This window comes from Brevundimonas sp. SGAir0440, from assembly GCF_005484585.1.
Lineage (GTDB): Bacteria > Pseudomonadota > Alphaproteobacteria > Caulobacterales > Caulobacteraceae > Brevundimonas.
In genome coordinates this window covers 2,622,842-2,645,318 of the sequence record NZ_CP039435.1, presented here as the reverse complement: position 1 = coordinate 2,645,318, position 22,477 = coordinate 2,622,842, and the positions used below count along the sequence as shown (strand labels likewise).

Below are 22,477 nucleotides of genomic sequence, written 5' to 3'. Positions count from 1 at the left end.
TCTTGTCTGAGCGAAGACTTGGGGCGTCGATTTGATCGACGCCCCTTTTTTCGTTCTGGATCAGCCGCCTTCGCGCAGCCGGTCGATGAACTGAGAATGGGCGGGCAGGGCGGCCAAGGTCTGGTCGAAAGCGATGACCATTCGTCCCAGCGACGCCATGGCGGCCTTGATGTCCAGACGGTCGGCCTGGATGTCGTAACGGCGCGGCATCAGGCCCAGACTAGCCATCAGCATTATCCAGTGCTGAGCATCATAAGGATCGCCATCCAGGCCGACGCCGGCGTTGCGAGACGTGAACTGAGCGATGCGACGCGCCAGGTCGTCGCCAGCCGGGGCCAGTCGCTGGCCTTGCGATCCGTTCAGAAGGATAAGATGGAGTTGGTCCGCGCGGTGCGCGATGTCGCGAACCACCGCCTCATTGTAGGCCTCGGCGCAGGCTGAAATCTGCTCGGACGTGCCCGGCAGCGATGCGACCAGTTGTGTGAGCTGTCGCTCCAGCGCGGCGCTATCCAGGCTCAAAGCGTCGCCAAAGCGCGCCGCCGCCGGACCAAGAGCAAGACGACGGCCGCTCCAGGGATGCGTGTTCAGGCCGGGAGCGAGGACGACGTCGGACTGGGTGGCGACATCAACGTCGCCCAACCAGGCCGCCAGCGCCGCCTTCGCGCCGTCAGCGGTCGTGCGATCTGCGGCATAGGCCAGGCTGGCGAAGCCGCCGCCGGGCAGGGGGCTGCGACTGGCCAGCCCTTCGACCAGATTGGCCATGTCCAGACGCGGCGTGTGATCGCCGCCCACGTAGCGCATGGTCAGACAGCGGTCGTAGCCCAGGCGCGCGGTCCAGTCGCCGTCGCCGCTGAAAACTCCGTTCGCTCGCGTTTCCAGGGTCATGAAGGCCTCGACTTCACGGCCATCTTCAGGCGTCTCCCGCACGCCAGCGCGCAGGGCGATGTCCCGCAGTCGCGCCGTCAGAACGCGCGCGTCCAGCATCAGTCTGGGGCGAAGAAGGGAGCGCGGCGACTGCCTATCCGGGCTGGGATGGGCGTAACGACCGGCCGCCATCACGCGCGCCTGGAACTGCAACGGCGCCAGAAGCGCGGCATAGTCGGGGGCGACGGGCGACTGACGTGAGGCGCGCAACACCACGTCCGTCAGCGCGACCCCATCGATCCCGGGCAGAGGCTCCTGCTCGGCGACGGCGACGTCTCGCCCCTCGCGCCAGTTTTGCAGCAGCGAGCCAAGGAAGAAGCCGCCGTGGCCATGCGCCAACAGGTCGGCGCCGTCCGACAACTGGACGAGCACGCCGTCGGGTTCGGCGATCACGACCTCAGACTCTTCGCCGAGTGCGGGGGAAACAGCGTCTTCGATCAGGACCGAATTACCAGACGGCAGGTGGCGGGCCAGCAGCGCGGCCGCCGCCCAAGCCGCTAAGCCGGCGCCCTGAATGACCCAAATTTTTTCGGTTCCGCTCATCGGAGGCTACCTGCGCGCGCAGCCGCATCGCTGATGAAGGTCATGTGATCGGGCGTTCGATCGACGGTTGATCGGACGTCGTCGCGCAGGGCTGCCAGCTTGTCGGACAGGACGTGTGGTTCCAGCCGATCGACGCGCGGATCCCAGCCGTTCGGGACGATGTTCTGCCCCACCAGTACGGCGAGCCAGCTGGGTGGCAGGAAGACGCCGATATCGTAGTCGGGCAGCAGGCCGCGCGACTTGAAGGCCTCGACCTTGGCCGAAAGGCTGTCGGGCCAGGCCATGGTTCGCATCTCGCGCCAGAACGGCTCGTCACGTTGGTTGGCGACATAGTGCAGCACGAGGAAGTCACGAATCCGGTCGAACTCTAGCGCCATGATCCGATTGTATTCCTCGGCGTCCGCCGCCATCCCGACCCTGTCGGGGAACAGATCCAGAAAGGTCGTGATCCCCAACTGAATCAGATAGATGCTGGTAGATTCCAGCGGCTCCAAGAAGCCGCCGGACAGGCCGATGGCGACGACGTTTCGGTTCCACAGCTTGTGTCGTCGCCCGGTCTTGAAGCTCAGTCGGCGCGGCTCGGCCAGCGCGGGGCCTTCCAGATTGGACATTAGGGTCGCCACGGCGTCCTCGTCCGAAGTATGGGCCGATGAGAAGACGTGGCCGTTGCCGGTGCGGTGTTGCAGCGGAATGCGCCATTGCCACCCCGCCACACGGGCCGTCGCGCGGGTATAGGGGCCGACCGGCGCCGTCGTCTGGCATGGCACGGCGAAGGCGCTGTCGCAGGGGAGCCAATGGCTCCAGTCCTCGAACGTCGTCTCCAGCGCCTGATTGATCAGCCGACCGCGAAAGCCCGAGCAATCGACGAACAGGTCGCCCGTGATGCGGCGCCCGTCCGACAGGACGATAGCGTCGACATCGCCCGTCGCGCCATTCAGGACATGATCGACCACCTTCCCCTCTGTGCGGAGCACGCCGCGCCCGCACGACACCCGGCGCAGGAAGGCGGCGTAGAGGCTGGCGTCGAACTGAAAGGCGTAGCTGAAGGTGGAGAGCATCGAGCCAGGGGCGGAAACCGGCCGCTGGAAGCGGTTCGCCTCGGCCGCCCTGACCGGATAGCTGTAATCGCTGATGTCGGCGGCGTCGCCCATGGCGCGGCGCGCGGCCCAGACATGGTGGAAATCGATCCCCTCGATCGGTTCGCCATAGGCGCCGAACGGATGGATGTAGCTGTCGCCGGGCCGTCCCCAATCCACGAACTGGATGCCCAGTTTGAAGGTCGCCTGCGTCTGGTCGATCAACGTCTGCTCGTCGATGCCCATGGCCGTGTTGAAGGCGCGGATGTGGGGCAGGGTGGCCTCGCCTACGCCGACGATGCCGATCTCGTCGGACTCGACCAGTTCGATCGACACGGGGCTGCCCGCCAGACGATGAGACAGGGCGGCGGCCGTCATCCAGCCGGCCGTCCCGCCGCCCAGGATGACGACTTTTCGGATCGGACCGGCATCGGTTTGGGTCATCATATCGACTGTCTAGCAGACCATTTTTTGGCATGACAGCGATGGACAAGCCTGACCATAAGCTGTGTCGGCATCGCCTTTTCGAACGGGGATGTTAGAAGCGGTTCGAGCGACGTGCAGGGGGACGGATTTTGGCGACGGTGACGATCTATGACGTGGCCGCGAAGGCGGGCGTGTCCATCAAGTCCGTGTCGCGTGTGCTCAACAACGAGCCGAACGTCAGCCCCACGCTGCGAACCAAGGTGGAGGAGGCGGCTGCGTCTCTGGGTTATCGACGCAGCCTGTCTGCGCGCAGTCTGGCGGGGGCGTCGTCGTCGTTGATCGCGGTCCTTGTGGACGCGGATCTGACCATCGAACATTGGAAGAGCGGGCGCGGAAGCGACTATCTGGGGCGTCTGGAGTTCGGCGCCCTGATGGAGGCGCGCCAGGTCGATTATCATCTGATGATCGAGCTGGTGGATCATAACTCGCCTGATCTCGAACGCGATCTGGCGGCGCTGTTGAACTCCATCCGTCCCGAAGGCGTCATTCTGACCCCGCCGAACTCGGACAATACGGTGGTGATGGATGCTCTCGACGCGGCCGGCACGCCCTATGCCCGCATCGGTGCGGAAGCGGCGTTCGATCGGGGCTTCTGCATCGAGATGGACGAACGGCGCGCCGCATTGGAGATGACCCGCCATCTTATCGACCTCGGCCACACGCGGATCGCCTTCGTGACCGGGCCGGTCGCCTATGGCGCCAGCCGGCGCCGTCTGGCCGGTTACAGGGACGCCATGGCAGAGGCGGGCCTGGATGTGGCGCCGACCTGGGTGGTGGAGGGCGACTTCACCTTCAACTCCGGCGCGCTGGCGATGGAGAAACTGCACCAGACCTCGCCCGACATCACGGCGATCTTCGCCAGTAACGACGATACGGCCCTCGGCGTCCTGCAATGTGCGGCGAAGCTGGGGCTGTCGGTGCCCGGCGATCTGTCGGTGGCCGGTTTCGACGATTCGCCTGGCGCGGGTTTCAGCACGCCGGATTTAAGCACCATCCGTCAGCCGGTGGCGGAGATGGCGGCCGCTGCGGCTCAGCGTCTGATCCCGCCGCTACGCCGCCTTTTGAACGGCGACGCCCATGCGCGCGTCATCGTTGCGCACGATCTGATTGCGCGTCAGTCCACGGCTCGCATCGCGCTTTGAAGTCAGCGATCTGACAAGTGTTGACAGCGCTGTCAGGCCTTTGGCACAGTGGACGTTGTCCAACGGTGCTTTGGACGTCCATATCGGCCTGAAGGCGCGTCTCCGGGGTTGGCTTGGGCGGCGCGGTGGCCCCAGCGATCAGGTCTCTCTCCATGCGCAAGGCCGCCACCGCCCTGGTGATCACCCTCATGTCGAGCGCCTGCGCGATCGACCCCGGCATGGCTCGGGCAGGTCCCGTTCAGGCCGTCGCGCCCCAGGCGTCCATCGTCACAGACGCGGCCCGCGCCCATCCGGCGCTTTGGCCCCGAGCGGCCTCGCCGGCGGCGGTGACGGATGCGGCGACGGAAGCCTTCGTCACTGAGCTGATGAGCCGGATGACGGTGGAGGAGAAGGTCGGGCAGACGATCCAGGCCGACATCGGTTCGATCAAGCCTGAGGATCTGCTGACCTATCCGCTGGGCTCGATCCTGGCGGGCGGCAACTCCTCGCCTGGCGGCGACGAGCGCGCCTCGGCGCAGAAATGGGTCGAACTGGCCCGAGCCTTCCGTGCGGCTGCGGCCCAGCGACCGGGCGCCAAGGTGCCCCTGATCTACGGCATCGACGCGGTGCATGGGCACAACAACATCGTCGGCGCCACCATCTTTCCGCACAACATCGGCCTGGGCGCCGCGCGCGATCCCGACCTGATCCGCCGCATCGGTGAAGCGACGGCGCTGGAAGTGGCGGTGACCGGCGCCGACTGGACCTTTGGCCCGACCCTGGCCGTGCCCCAGGACGACCGCTGGGGCCGGACGTATGAAGGCTATGCCGAGAACCCCGAGGTCGCCAAAAGCTACGCTGGTCCGATGACGCTCGGCCTGCAAGGCGCGTTGTCGGCTGATCGTCCGTTGGCGGCGGGCCACATCGCCGGCTCGGCCAAACACTTCCTTGCCGACGGCGGCACCACGGGCGGCAAGGACCAAGGCGACTTCGCCGGGTCCGAACAGGAGCTGATCCGCACCCATCTGTCCGGCTATCCCCAGGCCATCGACGCCGGCGTGCTGTCGATCATGGCCAGCTTCTCCAGCTGGAACGGCGTCAAACACTCGGGCAACGAGACCATTCTGACCGACGTGCTGCGCGGCCCGCTGGGCTTCGACGGCTTCGTGGTGTCGGATTGGAACGCCCATGGCCAGCTGCCGGGATGTTCGAACGAAAGCTGCGCGCTGGCCTTCAACGCCGGCATCGACATGTTCATGGCGCCCGACAGCTGGAAGCCGCTCTACGCCTCGACCCTGGCCCAGGTGAAGTCGGGCGAAATCCCGATGGCGCGCCTGGACGAGGCGGTGCGTCGCATCCTGCGCGTCAAGGTCAAGACCGGCCTGTTCAACGACAGCCGCCCGGTCGAAGGACATCTGAACGAGCTGGGCTCGCCGGCCCACCGCGCCCTGGCGCGTGAAGCGGTGCGCAAGTCCCTGGTGTTGCTGAAGAACGAAGGCTCGGTGCTGCCGATCCACGCCGGTGCACGGGTGCTGGTCGCCGGCCACGCCGACGATATCGGCCAGGCCTCGGGCGGCTGGACCCTGACATGGCAGGGCACGGGCAACTCGAACGCCGACTTCCCCAACGGCCAGTCGATCTGGGGCGGCATCCGCGAGGCGGTCGCCGCCGGCGGCGGCCAAGCGACGCTCAGCGCCGATGGCTCCTTCACCCAGAAACCCGACGTGGCCATCGTCGTCTTCGGCGAAACGCCCTATGCCGAGTTCCAGGGCGATGTGGACACGCTGGACTTCCTGCCGACCGAACCGCTTGAGACGTTGAAGCGCCTGAAGGCGGCGGGCATTCCGACCGTGTCGGTCTTCCTATCGGGCCGCCCGATGTGGACCAATCCCGAGATCAATGCGTCCGATGCCTTTGTGGCCGCATGGCTGCCGGGCACGGAAGGCGGCGGGATCGCCGATGTGCTGGTCGGCGATGCGGCGGGCAAGCCCCGCAACGACTTTACCGGAACCCTGTCCTTCAGCTGGCCCAAGACGGCCAAGGGTGAGCCGCTGAACGTGGGCCAGCCGGGTTATGACCCGCAATTCGCCTATGGTTACGGCCTGACCTATGCGCGCACCGCCCACGTCGGTCTGCTGTCGGAAGACAGCGGCGTCGCCAATGCCGGCGGCAGCCTGGATCGCTATTTCGTCGATGGCCGCTTCGTCGCGCCTTGGTCGCTGATGCTGCGCGATGCGGGTGGGGATTTTCGCCTCGGCGCTGAAAAGAGCGGCGCTAGTCCGCGCGGCGGCGTGTCCGCGCGCGCCACCGACGGCGCAGGCCAGGAATCGGCCCGCGCCCTGACCTTCTCGCAGGGCGGCGGTCAGGCGATGATCGTGGCGCAGCCGGTCGATCTGACGCGTCAATCGAACGGCGAAATGGCCATTGCCTTCCGCTACCGCGTGGACGCCCGGCCCAAGGGGCCCGTCTTCCTGACGCTCGGCGCCGGTTCGGTCGATATCTCCGGCCTGATCGGCGCAGCCCCCGTCGGCGAATGGCGTACGTTGAAGGTGCGGCTCTCGTGCTTGCGTGATCGCGGCGCCGACATCGCCGCCGTCGACCAACCCTGGGGCCTGCGCACCAACGCCGACTTCGCGGTCACGGTCGAGGATATCCGCCTGGCGTCGAACGAGGGCGACGCCGTCTGTCCGACGCAGTAGGCTGGCGCTCGGCAAAGGGGGGAACTGGCCGCATGACCAATGCTGAACTGAGCGTGGCCTTCTTCCTGCAGATGGCGATCATCATCGCCGCCTGCCGCATCGTGGGCTGGCTGGCCAAACGCTACCTCGGCCAGCCGCAGGTGGTGGGCGAAATGATCGCCGGGGTGATCCTTGGCCCGTCGCTGTTCGGCCTGCTGGCGCCCGATTTTCAGGCGGCCCTGTTCCCCAGGGAGTCGCGGTCGATCCTGTTCGTCGGCGCCCAGTTGGGCGTCGGCCTCTATATGTTCCTGGTCGGGCTGGGCTTCCGTCGCGACCACTTCAGGGCCAATGCGAAAAGTGCGGCCGCCGTGTCGCTCGCGGGCATGGCGGCGCCCTTCGTGGTCGCCGTCGCCCTTGCGCCCTGGCTGGTCGCTGAGGGTCTGTTCGGGCAGGGCATCCAGACCTGGCAGGCCATGCTGTTCATGGGCGCGGCCATCTCGATCACGGCCTTCCCCATGCTGGCGCGCATCATTCATGAAAGGGGGCTCAGCGGCACACGGCTGGGTTCGCTGTCGCTGGCGGCCGGCGCCATCGACGACGCCGGCGCCTGGTGCGTCCTGGCCATCGTCCTGGCCAGCTTCGGCGCTGGGCCGATGGTGGCGGTGACAGCCATCGCGGGGGGCGGGGCCTTCGCCCTGTTCATGCTGACGCTGGGGCCGAAGCTGCTGGCGCCGCTGGGCCGGATCGTGGAGCGGGAACGGCGGCTCAGCCCGACCGTGCTGGGGATCGTGCTGATCCTGTTCATGCTCAGCGCCTGGGCCATGGACGCGGTGGGCATTCACGCCGTCTTCGGCGGCTTCATCCTAGGTGTCGCCATGCCGCGCGGTCTCTTGAGCGACGAGGTGAAGCGTCAGCTGGAGCCGTTCGCCGTGCTGGTGCTGCTGCCGATGTTCTTCACCTTCTCGGGGCTGAACACACAGCTGACCATGGTCAACAGCCTGGGGCTGCTGGCCGTGACCGTCGTCATCCTGCTGGGCTCTATCCTGGCCAAGGGCGGCGCCTGCTGGGCCGCCGCCCGCCTGACGGGTCAGGACAACGCCACGGCCATGGGCATCGGCGCCCTGATGAACGCGCGCGGCCTGATGGAGCTGATCATCATCAACATCGGCCTGCAAAAGGGCGTCATCGGCCCGGCCCTGTTCTCCATCCTGGTGCTGATGGCCATCATCACCACGCTAATGGCCTCACCCCTGTTCGAATGGGTTTACGGCCGGAAAGCGAGGGCGCGGGGCGAGCTGGACGGGTTGAACAAGTTGAACGAGTCTGATCCCGACATGCCGGGTATCACGGAACGCCAGCGGGCTTAGCAATAAACGCCCGAACCATTTTTCGGGCTTTCGGAGGGAATATCGAGATGGCAGGACCGACGGGGGGCACGGGCCCCGACATCGCGGGCGACGACCGCGTCAACATGGCCTTCATCGCCCTGATCGTGGCGGTCGCCACCATCGGCGGCTTCATGTTCGGTTATGATTCCGGCGTCATCAACGGCACCCAGGACGGGCTGGAGGCCGCCTTCAACCTGTCGGCCCTGGGCACCGGTTTCAACGTCGGCGCCATCCTGCTCGGCTGCGCCGTCGGCGCCTTTATCGCGGGACGTCTGGCCGACGCCATCGGCCGCCGCACGGTGATGCAGATCGCCGCCGCCCTGTTCATCGTCTCGGCCTTCTGGGCGGGCGCGGCCGACAGCTCGGCCCACTTCATCATCGCCCGGTTCATCGGCGGCCTGGGCGTGGGCGCGGCCTCGGTTCTGTCGCCGGCCTATATCTCCGAAGTGACGCCAGCCTCAATCCGTGGCCGGCTGTCGTCGGTGCAACAGATCATGATCATCACCGGCCTGACCGGCGCGTTCGTGGCCAATTACGCCCTGGCCAAGACCGCCGGCGGATCGACGGCGGAGTTCTGGCTGGGCTTCCCCGCCTGGCGCTGGATGTTCTGGCTGCAGGTCATCCCCGCCGCCGTCTATCTGATCGCCCTGCTGGTCATCCCGGAAAGCCCGCGCTTCCTGGTCGTCAAGAAGAAGGACGCCCAGGCCGCGACAGTCCTGTCCAAGCTGTTCGGCGCCGACGCCGGTGCGCGCAAGGTCCAGGAAATCCGCGCCTCGCTGGCGGCCGATCACAAGCCCAAGTTCGCCGATCTGCTGGACCCCGCGACGAGGAAGGTGCGCCCCATCGTCTGGGCCGGCCTGATTCTAGCCGTGTTCCAGCAGTTGGTCGGCATCAACATCGTCTTCTACTACGGCGCGGTGCTGTGGCAGTCGGTCGGCTTCTCCGAAAACGACGCCCTTCAGATCAACATCCTGTCCGGCGTCCTGTCGATCGCCGCTTGTCTGGCCGCCATCGCCGTCATCGACAAAATCGGCAGAAAGCCTCTGCTCCTGATCGGTTCGGCCGGGATGTTCGTGACCCTGGCTGTCGTCGCCTGGTGCTTCTCCAAGGCCGCCCTGATCGACGGATCGCTGCACCTGGACGACCAAACCGGCCTGATCGCCCTGATCGCGGCCAACGCCTATGTGGTCTTCTTTAACTTCAGCTGGGGCCCGGTCATGTGGGTCATGCTGGGCGAGATGTTCCCCAACCAGATGCGCGGTTCGGCCCTGGCCGTCGCCGGCTTCGCCCAGTGGATCGCCAACTTCGCCATCTCGGTCAGCTTCCCCTGGATGGCCGCGACGCTCGGCTTGGTCGTCACCTACGGCTTCTACGCGATCAGCGCCCTAATCTCCTTCTTCCTGGTCCAGGCCTGGGTGAAGGAGACGCGCGGTCGCGAACTGGAAGAGATGGCCTAGGCGTCTCACACGCTAGCTTCCGCCGTCCGAAGAACGGCGGAAGTCTCAGGCTCGCAACGACCTCAATGGTCGTCGATGAAGGCGGCGACCCAGACCAGGGGCGCGTTCCAGTTGATGGCCACTTCGTTCAGGGCATAGGCGTTGATGTCGTCGGCCCAGCAGGTCTGGGCCGCGCATTTGCCGACCAGGGTCTTGGCGACGTCATCAACCATGGCCTGATTGTTCGGCCCGCCGGACAGGGCGCCCGCCGGCGGCAAGGGATAGGCCGGGTCAGCCTGATGCGCCCAAAAGCGATGGTGCGGGTTCTGGACCGGCCGGTCGCCGTAGCCGGTCACATAGGACCGATCCATCGGATTACGGCCGAGGACATAGTCCAGGGACCAGATCACCGCGTTGCGGAAATTCCAGTCGCCGGTGTAGTCGAAGGCGGAACCCAGGATCACCGCCCGGCTCATCAAAGCGCCGTTCGAACCCCACTCGTATTTCTCGCCCGCGACCGGCAGGCCGTAGCCCTGACCATAGCCGGCGTCGACATAGGCGCGTGCCGCCGCCACGATGTTGGCGCGCACGGTGACCAGATCCTCGGGCGGCAGAACGTCCGGCACGGTCGCCAGCGTCAGCGATCCTAGCGACGCCGTCCAGGAAAAGCCCGGATCGCCGGTCGCGCTTTTGCCCGACAGCGGTCCGCCCAGATAGTAGGGCGAGGTCTTCAGCGCGGTCAGATAGGCGGGATTGCGGGTCGTGGCCAAAAGCTCGGCCGTGGCCCAATAGAATTCGTCCGAAAAGTCAGTGTCGCCATAGGCGCCGCCGCCGGCGAAATTCTCTCCGGCTCGAACGTCGCGATTACGCAGCGCGGCGCGGAAGGCGCGCTGGGACGCCGTCAGACATTGGCGCGCGAAGGTCGGATCGATGTCACGCCAGATCCGCGCGCACTGGGCGCCGACTGCGGCCAGATTGAGCGTCGCGGCCGTGGTGGGCGGATAGACAAGGCGGGGCTGGGGATCGTCCGCCGGGGCCATCGGCAGGCCCGTCCACTGTGCATCATGCACCTTGTGGTGGACCATGCCGCCGGCGTCGATCTCGGTCAGGGTCAGCGGCTGACCCGCCGCTTGGGCGCCGACCGGGACCTTCAGCTTCACGCCGTCGGCGATCTGCATCTTCAACAGGAACTCGATCTCGTAACGCGCCTCGTCCAGCAGATCGTTGACGCCGTTTCCGGCCTCGGGAATGTCGACCTTGCCGTCCGCAAAGGCGCTTGCGCCGGGACCGCCCTTGGCCACGGTACGCTCATAGGCATTCAGCAGCATCCAGACCGAGATGCCGCCGTTGACGACGTATTTGCCGTGGTCGCCGGCGTCGTACCAGCCACCGGTGACATCCAGAGTATAGTCGCACCCGGGCCAGGCGACGCCAGCCGTGTCCGCGCCTGAGAAGCAGGCCGCGACCTCGTGCGGGTGCCCGGCCGCACGCGCCAGATCCGGCCGCGCGACGTGATCCGCCAGGATCGGCACGCCGGCCCGGTTTTGATAGAAATAGGCCAGGGCGTCGTACTTCAGCCGGGCGTGAGGATGCTGATGGATCGAGAAGGGGCGGCTTTCGTGCGATCCCACGATCAGCCGATAGCCTTCGCCGTTGGTCTGCAGCGACTGAAAATCGACCGTATGCACGGCTTGGCCCGAGGCGGCGTCCCGGCCGAAGACCTTGGACGTGCCTTGGGCCACGTTAGCGCCCGCCCGGTCCACCACGCGCCAAGGCAGGGGGCGGGTGGCGCGATCCTCGACCGTTGCCGTCTTCGGCCCTTGGGTTTCGAACCCGACCTGGCTCATCCGGACGGCGCTGGTCTCCGTCTCCGCCTGTGCCGCACCGAAGGCGGCCGCCAAAGCCACGGCCGCGACGCTCGCGCTCCATCTCTTTCTCACCCCAACCTCCCTCAAGGCCTGTGTTCTTCCATGAGCGACGCCGATACGCCGACGTGGCGCACGATCCTCGCGAAAACCCTAGCAGCTGACAGCGTTGTCACAAGTGATTTGCTGATCGCATTCTGTTGCAGCTATTCACACCGGAGGACGCCATGATCGCGCTAGCAAGCGCTTCGGGCCACGTGCCATAGAGGCGGGGGCCGCTCGATGGAGGAGGGTGAAGTTTCCAACCGTTCTCAAACCTGCCGCACGTCCCTGGTCTTGGCGGCGTATCTGGTGCTGTTCCTTGCCGCCTTCATCGGTCTAGCGCCCCTGTTCCAAATCGTCGCTCCGCTCCACGCCGCCGTTCTTGACGCCCGGAGTAAAACGGAAATCCTTAGCCGGGCCATGGTCTGGGGCGCGATCACGGCCGCCGTGGCCAATATCGCCATGGGCGCGATCAGCGATCGGACACGTTCGCGGTTTGGGCGGCGCCGGCCTTGGATTGCGCTCGGAGCGGTGCTGACGGTTTTGAGCTACGTTGGCATATGGCGGTCGTCGACGCCGGGCGAATTCGTATGGGCCTTGGTTGGATTTCAACTTGCGTTCAACGTGCTCATGGCTCCGCTCTCAGCTGTGTTTGCGGATCGCGTGCCGATTTTGCTGAGAAGTACGGTTTCGGCGATGCTGGGACTGTCGTATCCACTCGCTGTGGCCCTGGGCTCCAGTCTGATGGCGCTCGGTCCGCAGCACGAGCCCGGCAGATTAGCGCTTCTGGCGGGTATTCTTATCGGTGCAGCCGCCTTCTTCCTCATCGTTTTCGATGAGCCGTCTTCGGAACGACAAGGCAGGGCGCCGTCAGCCTACTCTGGCAGGACCGGACATCTGCTAGCCCCGTTCGAATCCCGCAATTTCGCAACGGTCTGGACTGCTCGTCTCCTGATTGCGACCGGTTATGCTCTCGTCAGCACTTACCTGCTGTATTTCGTCAGCGATGCCGTTGGATGGCCCGGGCGCAGTCCGGAACGGTCACATGCCGTGCTGACGGGCGTAGCGTTTGCGAGCGTCGTAATCATTACTATGACAATGGCGCTGTTCGGGGCGCGCATTACGCGGCGTCAACCCATTGCTTTCATAGGAGCAGTGGCCCTTAGCATCGGGGCCCTCGCCTTGGCGATCACGCCATCATGGACAGTCGTGATCCTCGCCTTCGCGCTCTATGGAGTGGGGCAGGGGGCCTATGGATCCGTGGAAATGGGCTTGATGGCGGACGCCCTTCCCACCCAAGACAATCGTGGTCGGGATATGGGCCTCAACAACCTGGCAGTGGCCTTACCGCAGGCGATGGCCCCGATCGCTGCCCTTATTCTGGAACGTGTAGGTTTCGATATCCGAGGGCTCTACGTCGCAGCAGCAGCGTGTTTCGCTGCTGCTGCGGTTGTTATGACCCTATTTCGATCAGCCCGGACGTGAACGTTGTTGAATTAACTGCGCGCACTGAATGGTGCTGTCAGTTTGCCCCGTGCAACAAGCAAGTTGCCCAAACCGCCGAAATATCAGGCTAAGGCCGTCACCTGCGCGCCCTGAGCGTGGCTTTGATCTCGTCTTGCAAATCAATGAATGCTGTCAGCGCCATCCTTACAACGTCAGGCACTACGCGCAGTTATCTCTTTAACGTGCACCACCTTCCGAATGCCGAGTTTTGACGGAAACACCGCCGCCGCGCATCGTACCTCTGAGGGAGGGTGGAATTGGCTCAAGGCGGTGGGAAATCAGAACAAGAACGGGTTCGCTGGTTGGGGTATGAAATCCTGCCCCACGAGCAGGACGTTCGCGCTTGGCTTCGACGATCGCTTGTGACCTCCAATGATGTCGATGATGTCATTCAGGAATCGTATTGCCGATTAGCTAATCTGAAGGCGGTGGAGCAGATCGAGAGCCCTCGCGCCTATTTCTTCCAGACTGCGCGGTCCGTCGTGCTTGAGCAGATGCGCCGCGCCCGGATTGTCCGGATCGACGCCGTGACGGAAATCGACGCGCTGCGCATCGAGTGGGACGAACCGTCGCCAGAGCGTATCGCCGGGGGACGCAAGGAACTCGAACGCGTAATGAAGATCGTCGCCACATTGCCCGAACGCAGCCGCCGCATCTTCGAGATGCGCCGCGTGGTGGGGTTGTCGCAAAAGGAGATCGCGCGCCAACTGGGCGTGTCGGAGAACGTGGTCGAGAACGAAGCGGCGCGCGGGCTGAAAGCGGTCCTGGCAGGCTTGGCCAAGGCTGACGCCGATCTCGGCCTCTCATCGACCGGGGAGCGCCGCGCATGAGCCGTGAAGCCTCCACGGAGATCGACGCGGCGGCGGCCAAATGGGCCGCTCGACTGGACGCAAATGCGATGAGCGCATCCGATCAAGCCGCTTTGGACGACTGGCTAGCTGGCGACAGCCGTCGTGAGGGCGCTTTATGGCGGGCGCGAGCGGTCATGGCCTTGATGGTCAAGCCTATGCCTCAGACCCAAATGCACCGTGCGCCGGCGAGGCCCGACCGCCGCGTGCTTCTCGGGGGAATGGGATTGGCGGCGGCTGTCGCGGCCGGGGTCGTCCTGACGCCGATCTTGTCGCGTCAGCGCTACCGGACTTTAGTGGGAGAAATCCGCCGCGTGCCTCTGGCCGACGGGTCGATGGCGGCGATAAACACCGACACGACTTTGGACATCCGCTTTCAGAAGGCCGAACGCGCTGTGACCCTTGATCAAGGAGAGGCGTGGTTTCAAGTCGCAAAAGATCGAGCGCGGCCTTTTGTTGTGGCGGCGGGCGATGTCCGCGTCCAAGCGGTCGGCACTGCCTTCTCCGTTCGCCGCAAGTCCGGCGGGGCCGAAGTTCGCGTGACGGAAGGCGTCGTGGAGGTCTGGAGCGACAAGGGCGCTGGAAAAATGCGCCGACGCGTCGGCGCCGGTGAACAGGTGTTCGTCAGCGACCAGGCCGGCGCGTCCAGCCCGGTGAAGCGTCCGCTAGAAATGGACCGGGCTCTGTCGTGGCGAGAAGGGCAGATTGTTCTGGATGGCGACACGATCGGCGCAGCGGCGGCTGAGTTCAACCGCTACAACAACCGCAAGATCGTGATCGTCGATCCGGATCTGGAAGGCCGTACCGTGGTCGGATGGTTCCGCACCAATGAACCGGAAAGCTTCGCCCAGGCGGTGGGCGTCGCCCATGACGCGAGCGTGAAACTGGGCGCAGATGTCATCATGCTGGGTGGCGCCGGATAAATCTTTTCTGTCCGGCGACGGAAAGTCGATCGTCGAACATCGAGACTCTCGGAACCCTCGAAGAAGGGTCCGGGAACCAGGAAACAGAAAAAGGGAGGGCCGACGCATGGCCATGTCGCGAAACCAAGGCGCGAAGGCGTCGCTGATGATCGCTGTCAGCACGATGGCGCTGGCCGGCGCCGGCGCCGTTCAGGCTCAGGCCAGACAGTTCAATGTCCCTGCGCAGCCAGCCTCGACCGGTGTGCCGGCCTTCGCACGGCAAGCGGATCTTCAAATCCTGGCGTCGACCGACGCGGTCGCAGGACAGCGAACCGCCGCTGTGCAGGGCGTCTATTCGGTTGATCAGGGCTTGGGCCGGCTCCTGCAGGGCAGCAATCTGGTGGTGGCTTCCAACAACGGCCGAACGGCAGTGCTCGCCGGCGCGAGCGTCGCGCCCCAGACCGTCGCCCAGGGGAGCGAGCTCGAAGACCAGGCGGACGAAGTTGAAACTATCGTGGTAACCGGTTTCCGTGCGTCATTGGGCAGCGCGCTGACGGCCAAGCGACGAGCCAATGGCGTCGTCGACGTGATCAAGGCCGAGGACATGGCCGATTTCCCCGACGCCAACCTTGCGGAGTCCATCCAACGGGTGCCTGGCGTCTCCATCGCACGCGATGCGGGCGAAGGCCGTCAGATCACGGTGCGGGGCCTGGGGCCGCAGTTCACGCGCGTCCGCATTAACGGCGTAGAGGGCCAGAGCACCGCGTCGGGCACCGACAGCTCAGGCGGCGCCAACCGCAACCGCGCCTTCGACTTCAACGTCTTCGCGTCTGAGCTTTTCAACAGCATCACGGTCCGCAAGACCGCCTCGGCCGAAACGGAAGAGGGATCGTTGGGCGCGACGGTCGATCTGCAAACCGGTCGCCCGTTCGACTACGCCGGCGCCAACCTCGTGCTGTCGGGCCAATACGGCTACAACGACTTGTCGCAGGAATGGGACCCTCGGTTCGCCGCTTTGGCCAGCAACACCTGGATGGATGGACGTCTGGGAGCCCTCGTCTCGGTCGCCTACACCAAGCGCCGTCTACTGGAAGAAGGCCATGGTTCCGGCGGCTGGCTAAACGGGACCGAGGCTGGGGGCTATAACCCCGCATCACCCTTTGCCGATGCGAGGCGGGCCGATGTCTATACGCCTCGTTTTCCGCGCTACGGACGCCTGACGCACGATCAGGAGCGCTTAGGCTTGACGGGATCGGTGCAGTTCCGGCCGCAGGAACAGACGCTGATCAATCTCGATCTGCTCTACTCCGACTTCAAGGCCACGCGTCAGGAAAACTGGCTGGAAGCCCTGTCCTTCGCGCGCAACGCGTCGCAGGGCGGCCGACCAGAAATCATCGTGCGCGACGGCGTCGTCGATGCCAACGGCGACATGGTCTACGGCCTGTTCGACGACGTCGATGTGGAGACGGAAACCCGCTACGACGAGCTCGACACCAAATACACGCAAGGGACGCTGAGCCTGGAGCACGCGTTCAGCGACCGGTTCAGGATCAAGGGCTTGGTGGGCTATTCCAAGTCTGATTTCGACAATCCGATCCAGACGACGGTCATTCTGAACCGCGAAAATTCGGACAACTATTCATACGACTATCGCGAAAACCGAAACGCGCCACTGATCCGGTTCGGTTATGACGTGACCGACCCGCTGGCCTATAATTTCGGAGCGGCGCGCTCGGAAATCCGCCTGCGACCGCAGGGCGTCACCAATACGATCAAGACGGCGCAACTTGACGGCGGCTACGATCTGACGCCGTCGCTGACCCTGAAGGCCGGGGTGAACTACAAGGAATATGAGTTCGACTCCTGGGCGCTGGCGCGGGTCAACGAGGGCGTGGTGCCGCAACTGCCCGCCGGCGTGACGCTGGCCAGCCTGACCGAGCTGGTCAGTGGTTTTGGTCGCAATCTTGGCGCGCCGAACGGCACGGTCACGAACTGGATCGCGCCGAATCTCAACGCCTTTGCCGACCTGTTCAACATCTACAGCGGCACGGGCTTGTTTGAACTCAGCGGCGCCTCCAACGCCAATGCCCGCGGCAACATCCGCAATGTCACCGAGAAAGACTCGGCGGCCTACCTGCAGCTCGACTTCGACACCGAGCTCGGCGGCATGCCGGTACGCGGCGACATCGGTGTGCGCTACGTCAAGACGAAGCAGAGCTCGACCGGCTATCAACTGGTCGCAGGCGCGGCGCAGCAGACGACCGTCGATCGCGACTATGACGACGTTCTGCCGGCGCTGAATCTGACGGCCGAAGTGACGCCAGACTTTCTGGTGCGGTTCGGCGCGGCCAAGGTCATGACCCGTCCAAACCTGGGCAGTGTAACGCCGGGCGGCAGCCTCAGCACGGTCGGCGTGTTCAGCGTCAGTTCGGGCAATCCGTACCTGGATCCCATCCGCGCCACGACCTACGACTTGTCGGCGGAATGGTATTTCGCGCCTGACGCCCTGCTGTCCGTCGGCCTGTTCTACAAGGACATCGAAAGCTACATTCAAACCTCTCGAACCTCCCAGCCTTTCAATCAATCCGGCTTGCCGCTGGAGTTGCTGAACGGCCTGGGTGTTTCGCCCAGCGACGTCTTCCTGTTCAGCCAGCCGGTGAACACCGAGGGCGGCCCGCTGAAGGGGATCGAGGTCAGCTATCAGCAGCCCTTCACCTTCCTGCCCGGACCGTTCGACAATCTCGGCGCCATCTTCAACGTTACGCTGGTGGACTCCAAGATCAGCTATATTTCCTCGCGATCGCCGACGGGCTTTGTTGAAAACGATCTGCTCGGCCTTTCGAAGACCGCCTACAACGCCACCCTCTATTACGAAGACGATCGGTTCAGCGCCCGCGTCTCCGCCGCCTATCGTGATCGCTATCTGACCGCGGTCCCTAGCGGCACCAGCACCAATGACATCGATGGCGTGCGTGACATCGTGACGGTGGACGCCTCGGCCTCCTACGCTTTGACGGACCGCATCAAGGTGACGTTCGAAGGCCTGAACCTGACCGACGCCTTCAATGAGCAGTACACCGATAGCCGTCGCGACAGCATCTACGTCTATTCGCATACCGGAAGGCAGTACAACTTCGGCGTCCGCTACACCTTCTAAGACACTCCCACCTCCCCCGGGAGACTGGGCGCTGAACGGTTCGCCAGTCAGCGCCCTCTTTTTCCATTCGGAGCCAGCATGCTTTCGTCCCTTTCGCGCCGCCAGACGTTCGCTGCCGCCGTCGCTCTACGGATCATGGCGTCCGGCCGATCCTGGGCTGCTGCGGCTGGATACGACGCTGTGGTCGGGAGCGACGACGCCGGCCGTCGCTTTGGTGCGCCAGTCTATCCGACGCTGTCCGCCGCCATCGCCGCCGCACCGGCGGACGGGCGAAAGCCTTTTCGCATTCTGATCACGCGCGGGATCTGGACCGAGCAGGTTGTGGTGGATAAGCCCTTCATTCACCTGATCGGCGAGGATCGCTCAGGCTCGGTGATCAATCATCTGGCGGCATCGGGATTGGCGGCGCCGGATGGGCGGATGTGGGGCACATTCCGCACCCCGACCCTTTTCGTTCGCGCGCCCGATTTTCGCGCCGAGAACTTGACGATCAACAACGCCTTCGACGGTCTGGCGGAAATGACAAAGCCGAACGGCTTGCACTCTCACAATGGCGCAGGGCCCCAGGCCGTGGCTTTGATGATGGACAAGGGGGCGGATCGCGCGGTCGTCCGCAACTGCGATATTCTCAGCTATCAGGACACCCTGTTCCCCGATGCGGGCGCGACGCTGGTCGAAAACTGCCTGATCACGGGCAGCTATGACTTCATCTTCGGCGGAGGGCGCGCCTGGTTCGAACGTTGCGAAATCCGATCGCGACTGCGTCCCGCCGATCCGGTCGAAGGCTATATCGCCGCTCCAAGCACGCCGATTGACCAAGACTACGGCTTTGTCTTCCACGACTGCCGTCTCACCAGGGACGCCGGCGTGCTGCGGCATTCCGTGTTTTTGGGACGGCCTTGGCGACCGTCCAGCACCTTCCCTGATGGTCGGTACGGCGATCCGAAATTTGTCGGCGCAGCGACCTTCCTCGATTGCTGGATGGACGATCATATCGCGCCGGCGGGCTGGACCGAGATGTGGTACACCGGCCGCGATGGCAATCCCCGCACCATGCTTCAGCCCGAAGACGCCCGTTTCGCCACCTTTGGCTCGAGGGGGCCTGGCCGCGCCGAGTTCTCGCGTGGCAAGCGTTTGACGATTGAGCAGGCGAGGCGGATCGATAGAGCTGCCGTCATAGGACGACTCTAGCCGCCACGTAGCGTGCTCAATTTTCCGGACCGGCATCCAGGCGAGCCGGACGTTACCCTTCCGATCAATCCGACCGAAGAACCGGCGCCGGGCGACGCGACAGGGCTTGCAGGGCCGCCACACCGCCGCCCAGAGCCGCGATGCCCGTGGCGCTGGTGAGAAGAAGAACGACGCCGGTCCAGTCCACGCTCCAGGTCGCCTTGAACGCGAGGGTGACGACAGGCCAGGCGCCGGCGGCGCCGAGAAGAAGTCCGGCCAGACCGGCGATGGCGCCGACCAGGCTGTATTCAACGAGGTAGGCGGTCAGGATTTGGGTGTGGGAGCCGCCCAGCACCTTGAGTACGGCGGCCTCGCGCGCCCGCTCGCGCACGCCCGCCGCAATGGCGCCGGTCAGAACGAGCAGGCCCGCGAGACCGGCGACGGCCGCAGCCCCGCGAATGGCCAGTGCGAGGCGGTCGAACAGGGTGGCGGCGGCCTCGAGCTGCTCGCGGACGCTGATGATGTTCACCTCTCGGAAGTCTGCGCCCAGCGCCTTCGTCAGGGCGCGTTCCTCGGCGGGGGAGGCGCGGGCGATGGCGACGCTGCGCGGATTGGCGCCTCGGATGGCGGCGGCGTTCAGGACGAGCAGGAAGTTGGTCCCGAATCCGCCCGGCTCAGTCCGACGAAGGGCGGCGATGCGCACGTCCATCTCGCGGCCCAGCAGCTGCAGGGTCAGGCTGTCGCCGACCTTGAGATCGGCGGCCTTTGCCAGATCCCGCGAGAGTGCGATTTGAGGCGGACCGGCGTAATCGGCGGCCCACCATTGGCCGGACACGACATTCGCATCGTCCGGCGCGCCGGCCAGGGCGGAGAGGAGGATGTCCTGATCGAAGGCCCAGCGTTCGCCCTGAGGCAGGGCGTCCACATCGACCGGCGCACCTTTCAACCGCACGATCCGCCCGGTCAGCAGGGGAAGGCGCCGATAGCGATCCGGGCCGGGCGTTGCCATCACCTTCGCCACCGCCGCATCGAACGCCGCGCCGCGATCAGCGGGGATCTCCGTGAAGACGACGGATGGGGCCGATCGTGGCGCGACCTCGGTGATCTGGCCCAGCAGGCTGGACTGGATCAGGACGACCATGGACAGAAGCGCCACGCCCAGGCCGATGGCGGGGGAGGCGGTGCGCGCCGCCGAGCGCGGCCCGGCGAGATTGGCCAGTCCCAGCCGCACCGCCCCGCCGGCGTGTCGTCTCAAACGCCCGGCCAGGAAGGCCGCCGAACGGCCGAGCGCCCACAGAAGGGCGAAGGCGACGACCGTGCCGCCGATCAAGGCCGCCGCTGCAAGCTTGGACGGCGCGGTCCAAAGAGCCAGACCCGCCAGGCCGATGGCGGCCAGGACAGCGAAGGCCAGTTCGACGCCGAGAACCGGTCGGTCGGTAAGCTGGCGACGGAATAAGGCGGAAGGCGGCGTGGCGCGGGCGCGGGCCAAGGGCGCGAGCGCGAAGGCGGCGGCCGCAAGAAGGCCGAACGCTCCGGCCTTGACCAGTGGCGCCGGATAGACCGCGAAGAGGGCGGGAATGGGCAGGCTGTCCTTCGCCAGCACGCCGATGACGAGCGGCGCGACGGCCCCGATCACGAGCCCGATGGCGACCCCGACGGCGGCCAACACGCCGATCTGGATCAGATAGATGTCGCGGATCAGCCCGCCCTCCGCGCCGAGCGCCTTCAGCGTCGCGATCGATGGTTTGCGCCCCTCCAGATAGGCCGAAACGGCGCCCCCGACGCCGAGTCCGCCGGCCACCAGGGAGGCCAGACCGATGAAGCCCAGGAAATACTCCAGCTGATCGATCAGCCGTCCGGCGCCGGCGGCGGCCTCCGACCGATCCCGGGCTTCGAGCCGGCTCTGCGGAAACCGCTTTTCGATACCCGCGATGGCGGCCTTGGGGTCGACGTCGGCGGGAAGGGTGATGCGCACCGCCTCGCCGAACAGGCCGCCGGGGGCGAGCAGGCCGGCCTGCTCGACGGCGGGGACGGTCGTCACCACGCGCGGCCCGAGCGCAAAGCCCCGACCCAGGCGATCGGGCTCGGCCAGAAGGACGGCGCGGGCGACGAACCGCGCGCCGCCGACGGTGAAGGTGTCGCCGAGCTTAAGATTCAATCGGTCCAGCAGGCCCTGTTCGACGACGGCCCCCGCCAAACCGTTCTCGACGCGCAAGGCAGTAGCCAGATCAGGGGCGCCCGACAATTCGACCGCGCCGACCAAGGGGTAGGCGGCGTCGACCCCGCGCATATCGACCAGACGACGCTGACCGGTTCCGGTCTCGGCCATGCCGTTGGCTCGCACCGAATAGGCGACGGGCCCCAGGGCGGCGAAGGCTGCGCGTTGGTCGGGGCTGAACCGGCCTTGGTCGAGGCTGAAGACGACGTCGCCGCCGAGGATTTCCCGCGCCTGGCTGGCAAGTCCCTGGCGGAAGGCCTCTGCGGTCGATCCCGAGGAGGCGATCGCCGCCACGCCCAGCGCCAGACAAGCCAGAAAGATTCTGAATCCCGCAATTCCGGAACGGAGTTCGCGGCGGGCGAAGCGGAAGGCGAGCCTCATGCAGAGGCCTGCGCCGGGGCGACGACCCGGCCGTCGCGCATCGTCACAATTCGGTCCGCGCGCGCGGCGAGACGGTCGTCATGGGTCACCATGACCAGGGCGGCGCCGCTGTCGCGCACGAGGTCGAACAGCAAGTCGGCGACCAGAGCGCCGTTGGTCCCGTCCAGATTTCCGGTCGGTTCGTCAGCGAACAGCAGTTCGGGCCCGACCGCCAGGGCGCGGGCCAGGGCGACACGCTGCTGCTCGCCGCCGGACATCTGGTGAGGATAGTGCGACCGTCGGGAGCCCAAGCCGACCCGCTCCAGCCAACTGCGCGCCAAGGCCACAGCCCCCGGCCTGTGGGCCAACTCCAGCGGCGCGGACACATTCTCCTCGGCCGTCATATTGGGCAGGAGGTGGAAGCTTTGAAAAACCAGAGCGGCGCGCCCCCGACGCAGGCGGGCGCGGCCATCCTCGCCCAGCGCGGCCATATCCTGACCGAACAGCATGGCTCGGCCCCGGGTCGGGGTTTCCAGCCCTGCGGCGATGGAGATCAACGAGGATTTGCCCGATCCGGAGGGGCCGACGATGGCGACCGTCTCGCCCGGCGCTACGGCCAGGTCCACGCCGCGAAGGATTTCCACCGGGCCCGCCGCCGAGGGCAGGGTGAGGACGACGCCGTCGAGGACGAGCGGAGCGGCTGAAGCCATCGATATGTCGCCTGCTGCATTGGGAGGAGGAAAATCGGTTCCTATAT

General features: G+C 65.7%; 14 protein-coding genes. 9 read left to right on the top strand and 5 right to left on the bottom strand.

Going from position 1 to position 22,477, the window contains the following annotated elements:
- Positions 1 to 60: 60 nt before the first annotated feature.
- Positions 61 to 1,467, bottom strand: coding sequence for a tryptophan 7-halogenase (locus E7T10_RS13035; protein ID WP_137722141.1), 1,407 nt, complete (start codon positions 1,465 to 1,467; stop codon positions 61 to 63).
- Positions 1,464 to 2,990, bottom strand: coding sequence for a tryptophan halogenase family protein (locus tag E7T10_RS13030; RefSeq protein ID WP_137722140.1), 1,527 nt, complete (start codon positions 2,988 to 2,990; stop codon positions 1,464 to 1,466). Before E7T10_RS13030 ends, E7T10_RS13035 begins: the two co-directional genes overlap by 4 nt.
- A gap of 137 nt (positions 2,991 to 3,127) precedes the next feature.
- On the opposite strand from E7T10_RS13030, the gene E7T10_RS13025 reads away from it, so the two are divergent.
- The 4 genes from E7T10_RS13025 (at position 3,128) to E7T10_RS13010 (ending at position 9,673) form a co-directional block, all read left to right on the top strand.
- Positions 3,128 to 4,171, top strand: a complete 1,044-nt coding sequence (locus tag E7T10_RS13025; RefSeq protein ID WP_246846158.1) for a LacI family DNA-binding transcriptional regulator — start codon at positions 3,128 to 3,130, stop codon at positions 4,169 to 4,171.
- A 152-nt stretch (positions 4,172 to 4,323) separates the two neighbouring features.
- Positions 4,324 to 6,849 (top strand): exo 1,3/1,4-beta-D-glucan glucohydrolase, encoded by a 2,526-nt coding sequence (locus E7T10_RS13020; protein WP_137722138.1) that lies wholly within the window; start codon positions 4,324 to 4,326, stop codon positions 6,847 to 6,849.
- A gap of 32 nt (positions 6,850 to 6,881) precedes the next feature.
- Positions 6,882 to 8,195: a cation:proton antiporter gene (locus tag E7T10_RS13015; RefSeq protein WP_137722137.1), complete on the top strand. Its 1,314-nt coding sequence runs from the start codon at positions 6,882 to 6,884 to the stop codon at positions 8,193 to 8,195.
- Positions 8,196 to 8,242: 47 nt separating this feature from the next.
- A complete protein-coding gene (locus tag E7T10_RS13010) occupies positions 8,243 to 9,673 on the top strand; it encodes a sugar porter family MFS transporter (protein WP_137722136.1) in 1,431 nt (476 codons plus the stop codon).
- Positions 9,674 to 9,735: 62 nt separating this feature from the next.
- Here the strand turns inward: E7T10_RS13010 and E7T10_RS13005 are convergent, their stop codons facing one another.
- On the bottom strand, positions 9,736 to 11,592 hold the full coding sequence (locus E7T10_RS13005) for a glycoside hydrolase family 9 protein (protein WP_210416106.1): 1,857 nt from the start codon (positions 11,590 to 11,592) through the stop codon (positions 9,736 to 9,738).
- A gap of 207 nt (positions 11,593 to 11,799) precedes the next feature.
- Here E7T10_RS13005 and E7T10_RS13000 point away from each other — a divergent pair, with 207 nt between their 5' ends.
- The 5 genes from E7T10_RS13000 (at position 11,800) to E7T10_RS12980 (ending at position 19,163) form a co-directional block, all read left to right on the top strand.
- Entirely contained in the window at positions 11,800 to 13,044 is a 1,245-nt protein-coding gene (locus E7T10_RS13000) for an MFS transporter (protein WP_137722135.1), read from the top strand.
- 278 nt (positions 13,045 to 13,322) lie between these two features.
- Positions 13,323 to 13,895 carry an RNA polymerase sigma factor gene (locus E7T10_RS12995; RefSeq protein WP_137722643.1) on the top strand — a complete coding sequence of 191 codons (573 nt, stop codon included), beginning with the start codon at positions 13,323 to 13,325 and terminating at the stop codon, positions 13,893 to 13,895.
- Positions 13,892 to 14,836, top strand: a complete 945-nt coding sequence (locus E7T10_RS12990; RefSeq protein ID WP_137722134.1) for a FecR family protein — start codon at positions 13,892 to 13,894, stop codon at positions 14,834 to 14,836. Before E7T10_RS12995 ends, E7T10_RS12990 begins: the two co-directional genes overlap by 4 nt.
- Before the next feature lie 145 nt (positions 14,837 to 14,981).
- Positions 14,982 to 17,972, top strand: a complete 2,991-nt coding sequence (locus E7T10_RS12985) for a TonB-dependent receptor (RefSeq protein ID WP_246846027.1) — start codon at positions 14,982 to 14,984, stop codon at positions 17,970 to 17,972.
- A 78-nt stretch (positions 17,973 to 18,050) separates the two neighbouring features.
- The gene (locus E7T10_RS12980; RefSeq protein WP_137722132.1) at positions 18,051 to 19,163 is read left to right on the top strand and encodes a pectinesterase family protein; all 1,113 of its coding nucleotides are present in this window, start codon (positions 18,051 to 18,053) and stop codon (positions 19,161 to 19,163) included.
- Between the two features lie 64 nt (positions 19,164 to 19,227).
- Here the strand turns inward: E7T10_RS12980 and E7T10_RS12975 are convergent, their stop codons facing one another.
- Together E7T10_RS12975 and E7T10_RS12970 are read right to left on the bottom strand one after the other, a co-directional pair.
- Complete coding sequence (locus E7T10_RS12975) at positions 19,228 to 21,741, bottom strand: ABC transporter permease (protein ID WP_137722131.1); 2,514 nt, start codon at positions 21,739 to 21,741, stop codon at positions 19,228 to 19,230.
- Positions 21,738 to 22,430, bottom strand: coding sequence for an ABC transporter ATP-binding protein (locus E7T10_RS12970; RefSeq protein WP_137722130.1), 693 nt, complete (start codon positions 22,428 to 22,430; stop codon positions 21,738 to 21,740). The genes E7T10_RS12975 and E7T10_RS12970 overlap by 4 nt, the downstream gene beginning before the upstream one ends.
- Positions 22,431 to 22,477 lie beyond the last annotated feature (47 nt).

Coding starts and splice junctions, on each gene's coding strand:
- E7T10_RS13000 (WP_137722135.1), top strand. CDS start 11,800: ATGGAGGAGGGTGAAGTTTCCAACCGTTCTCAAACCTGCCGCACGTCC.
- E7T10_RS13010 (WP_137722136.1), top strand. CDS start 8,243: ATGGCAGGACCGACGGGGGGCACGGGCCCCGACATCGCGGGCGACGAC.
- E7T10_RS12970 (WP_137722130.1), bottom strand. CDS start 22,430: ATGGCTTCAGCCGCTCCGCTCGTCCTCGACGGCGTCGTCCTCACCCTG.
- E7T10_RS13035 (WP_137722141.1), bottom strand. CDS start 1,467: ATGAGCGGAACCGAAAAAATTTGGGTCATTCAGGGCGCCGGCTTAGCG.
- E7T10_RS13020 (WP_137722138.1), top strand. CDS start 4,324: ATGCGCAAGGCCGCCACCGCCCTGGTGATCACCCTCATGTCGAGCGCC.
- E7T10_RS12990 (WP_137722134.1), top strand. CDS start 13,892: ATGAGCCGTGAAGCCTCCACGGAGATCGACGCGGCGGCGGCCAAATGG.
- E7T10_RS13030 (WP_137722140.1), bottom strand. CDS start 2,990: ATGATGACCCAAACCGATGCCGGTCCGATCCGAAAAGTCGTCATCCTG.
- E7T10_RS12985 (WP_246846027.1), top strand. CDS start 14,982: ATGATCGCTGTCAGCACGATGGCGCTGGCCGGCGCCGGCGCCGTTCAG.
- E7T10_RS12980 (WP_137722132.1), top strand. CDS start 18,051: ATGCTTTCGTCCCTTTCGCGCCGCCAGACGTTCGCTGCCGCCGTCGCT.
- E7T10_RS13015 (WP_137722137.1), top strand. CDS start 6,882: ATGACCAATGCTGAACTGAGCGTGGCCTTCTTCCTGCAGATGGCGATC.
- E7T10_RS12975 (WP_137722131.1), bottom strand. CDS start 21,741: ATGAGGCTCGCCTTCCGCTTCGCCCGCCGCGAACTCCGTTCCGGAATT.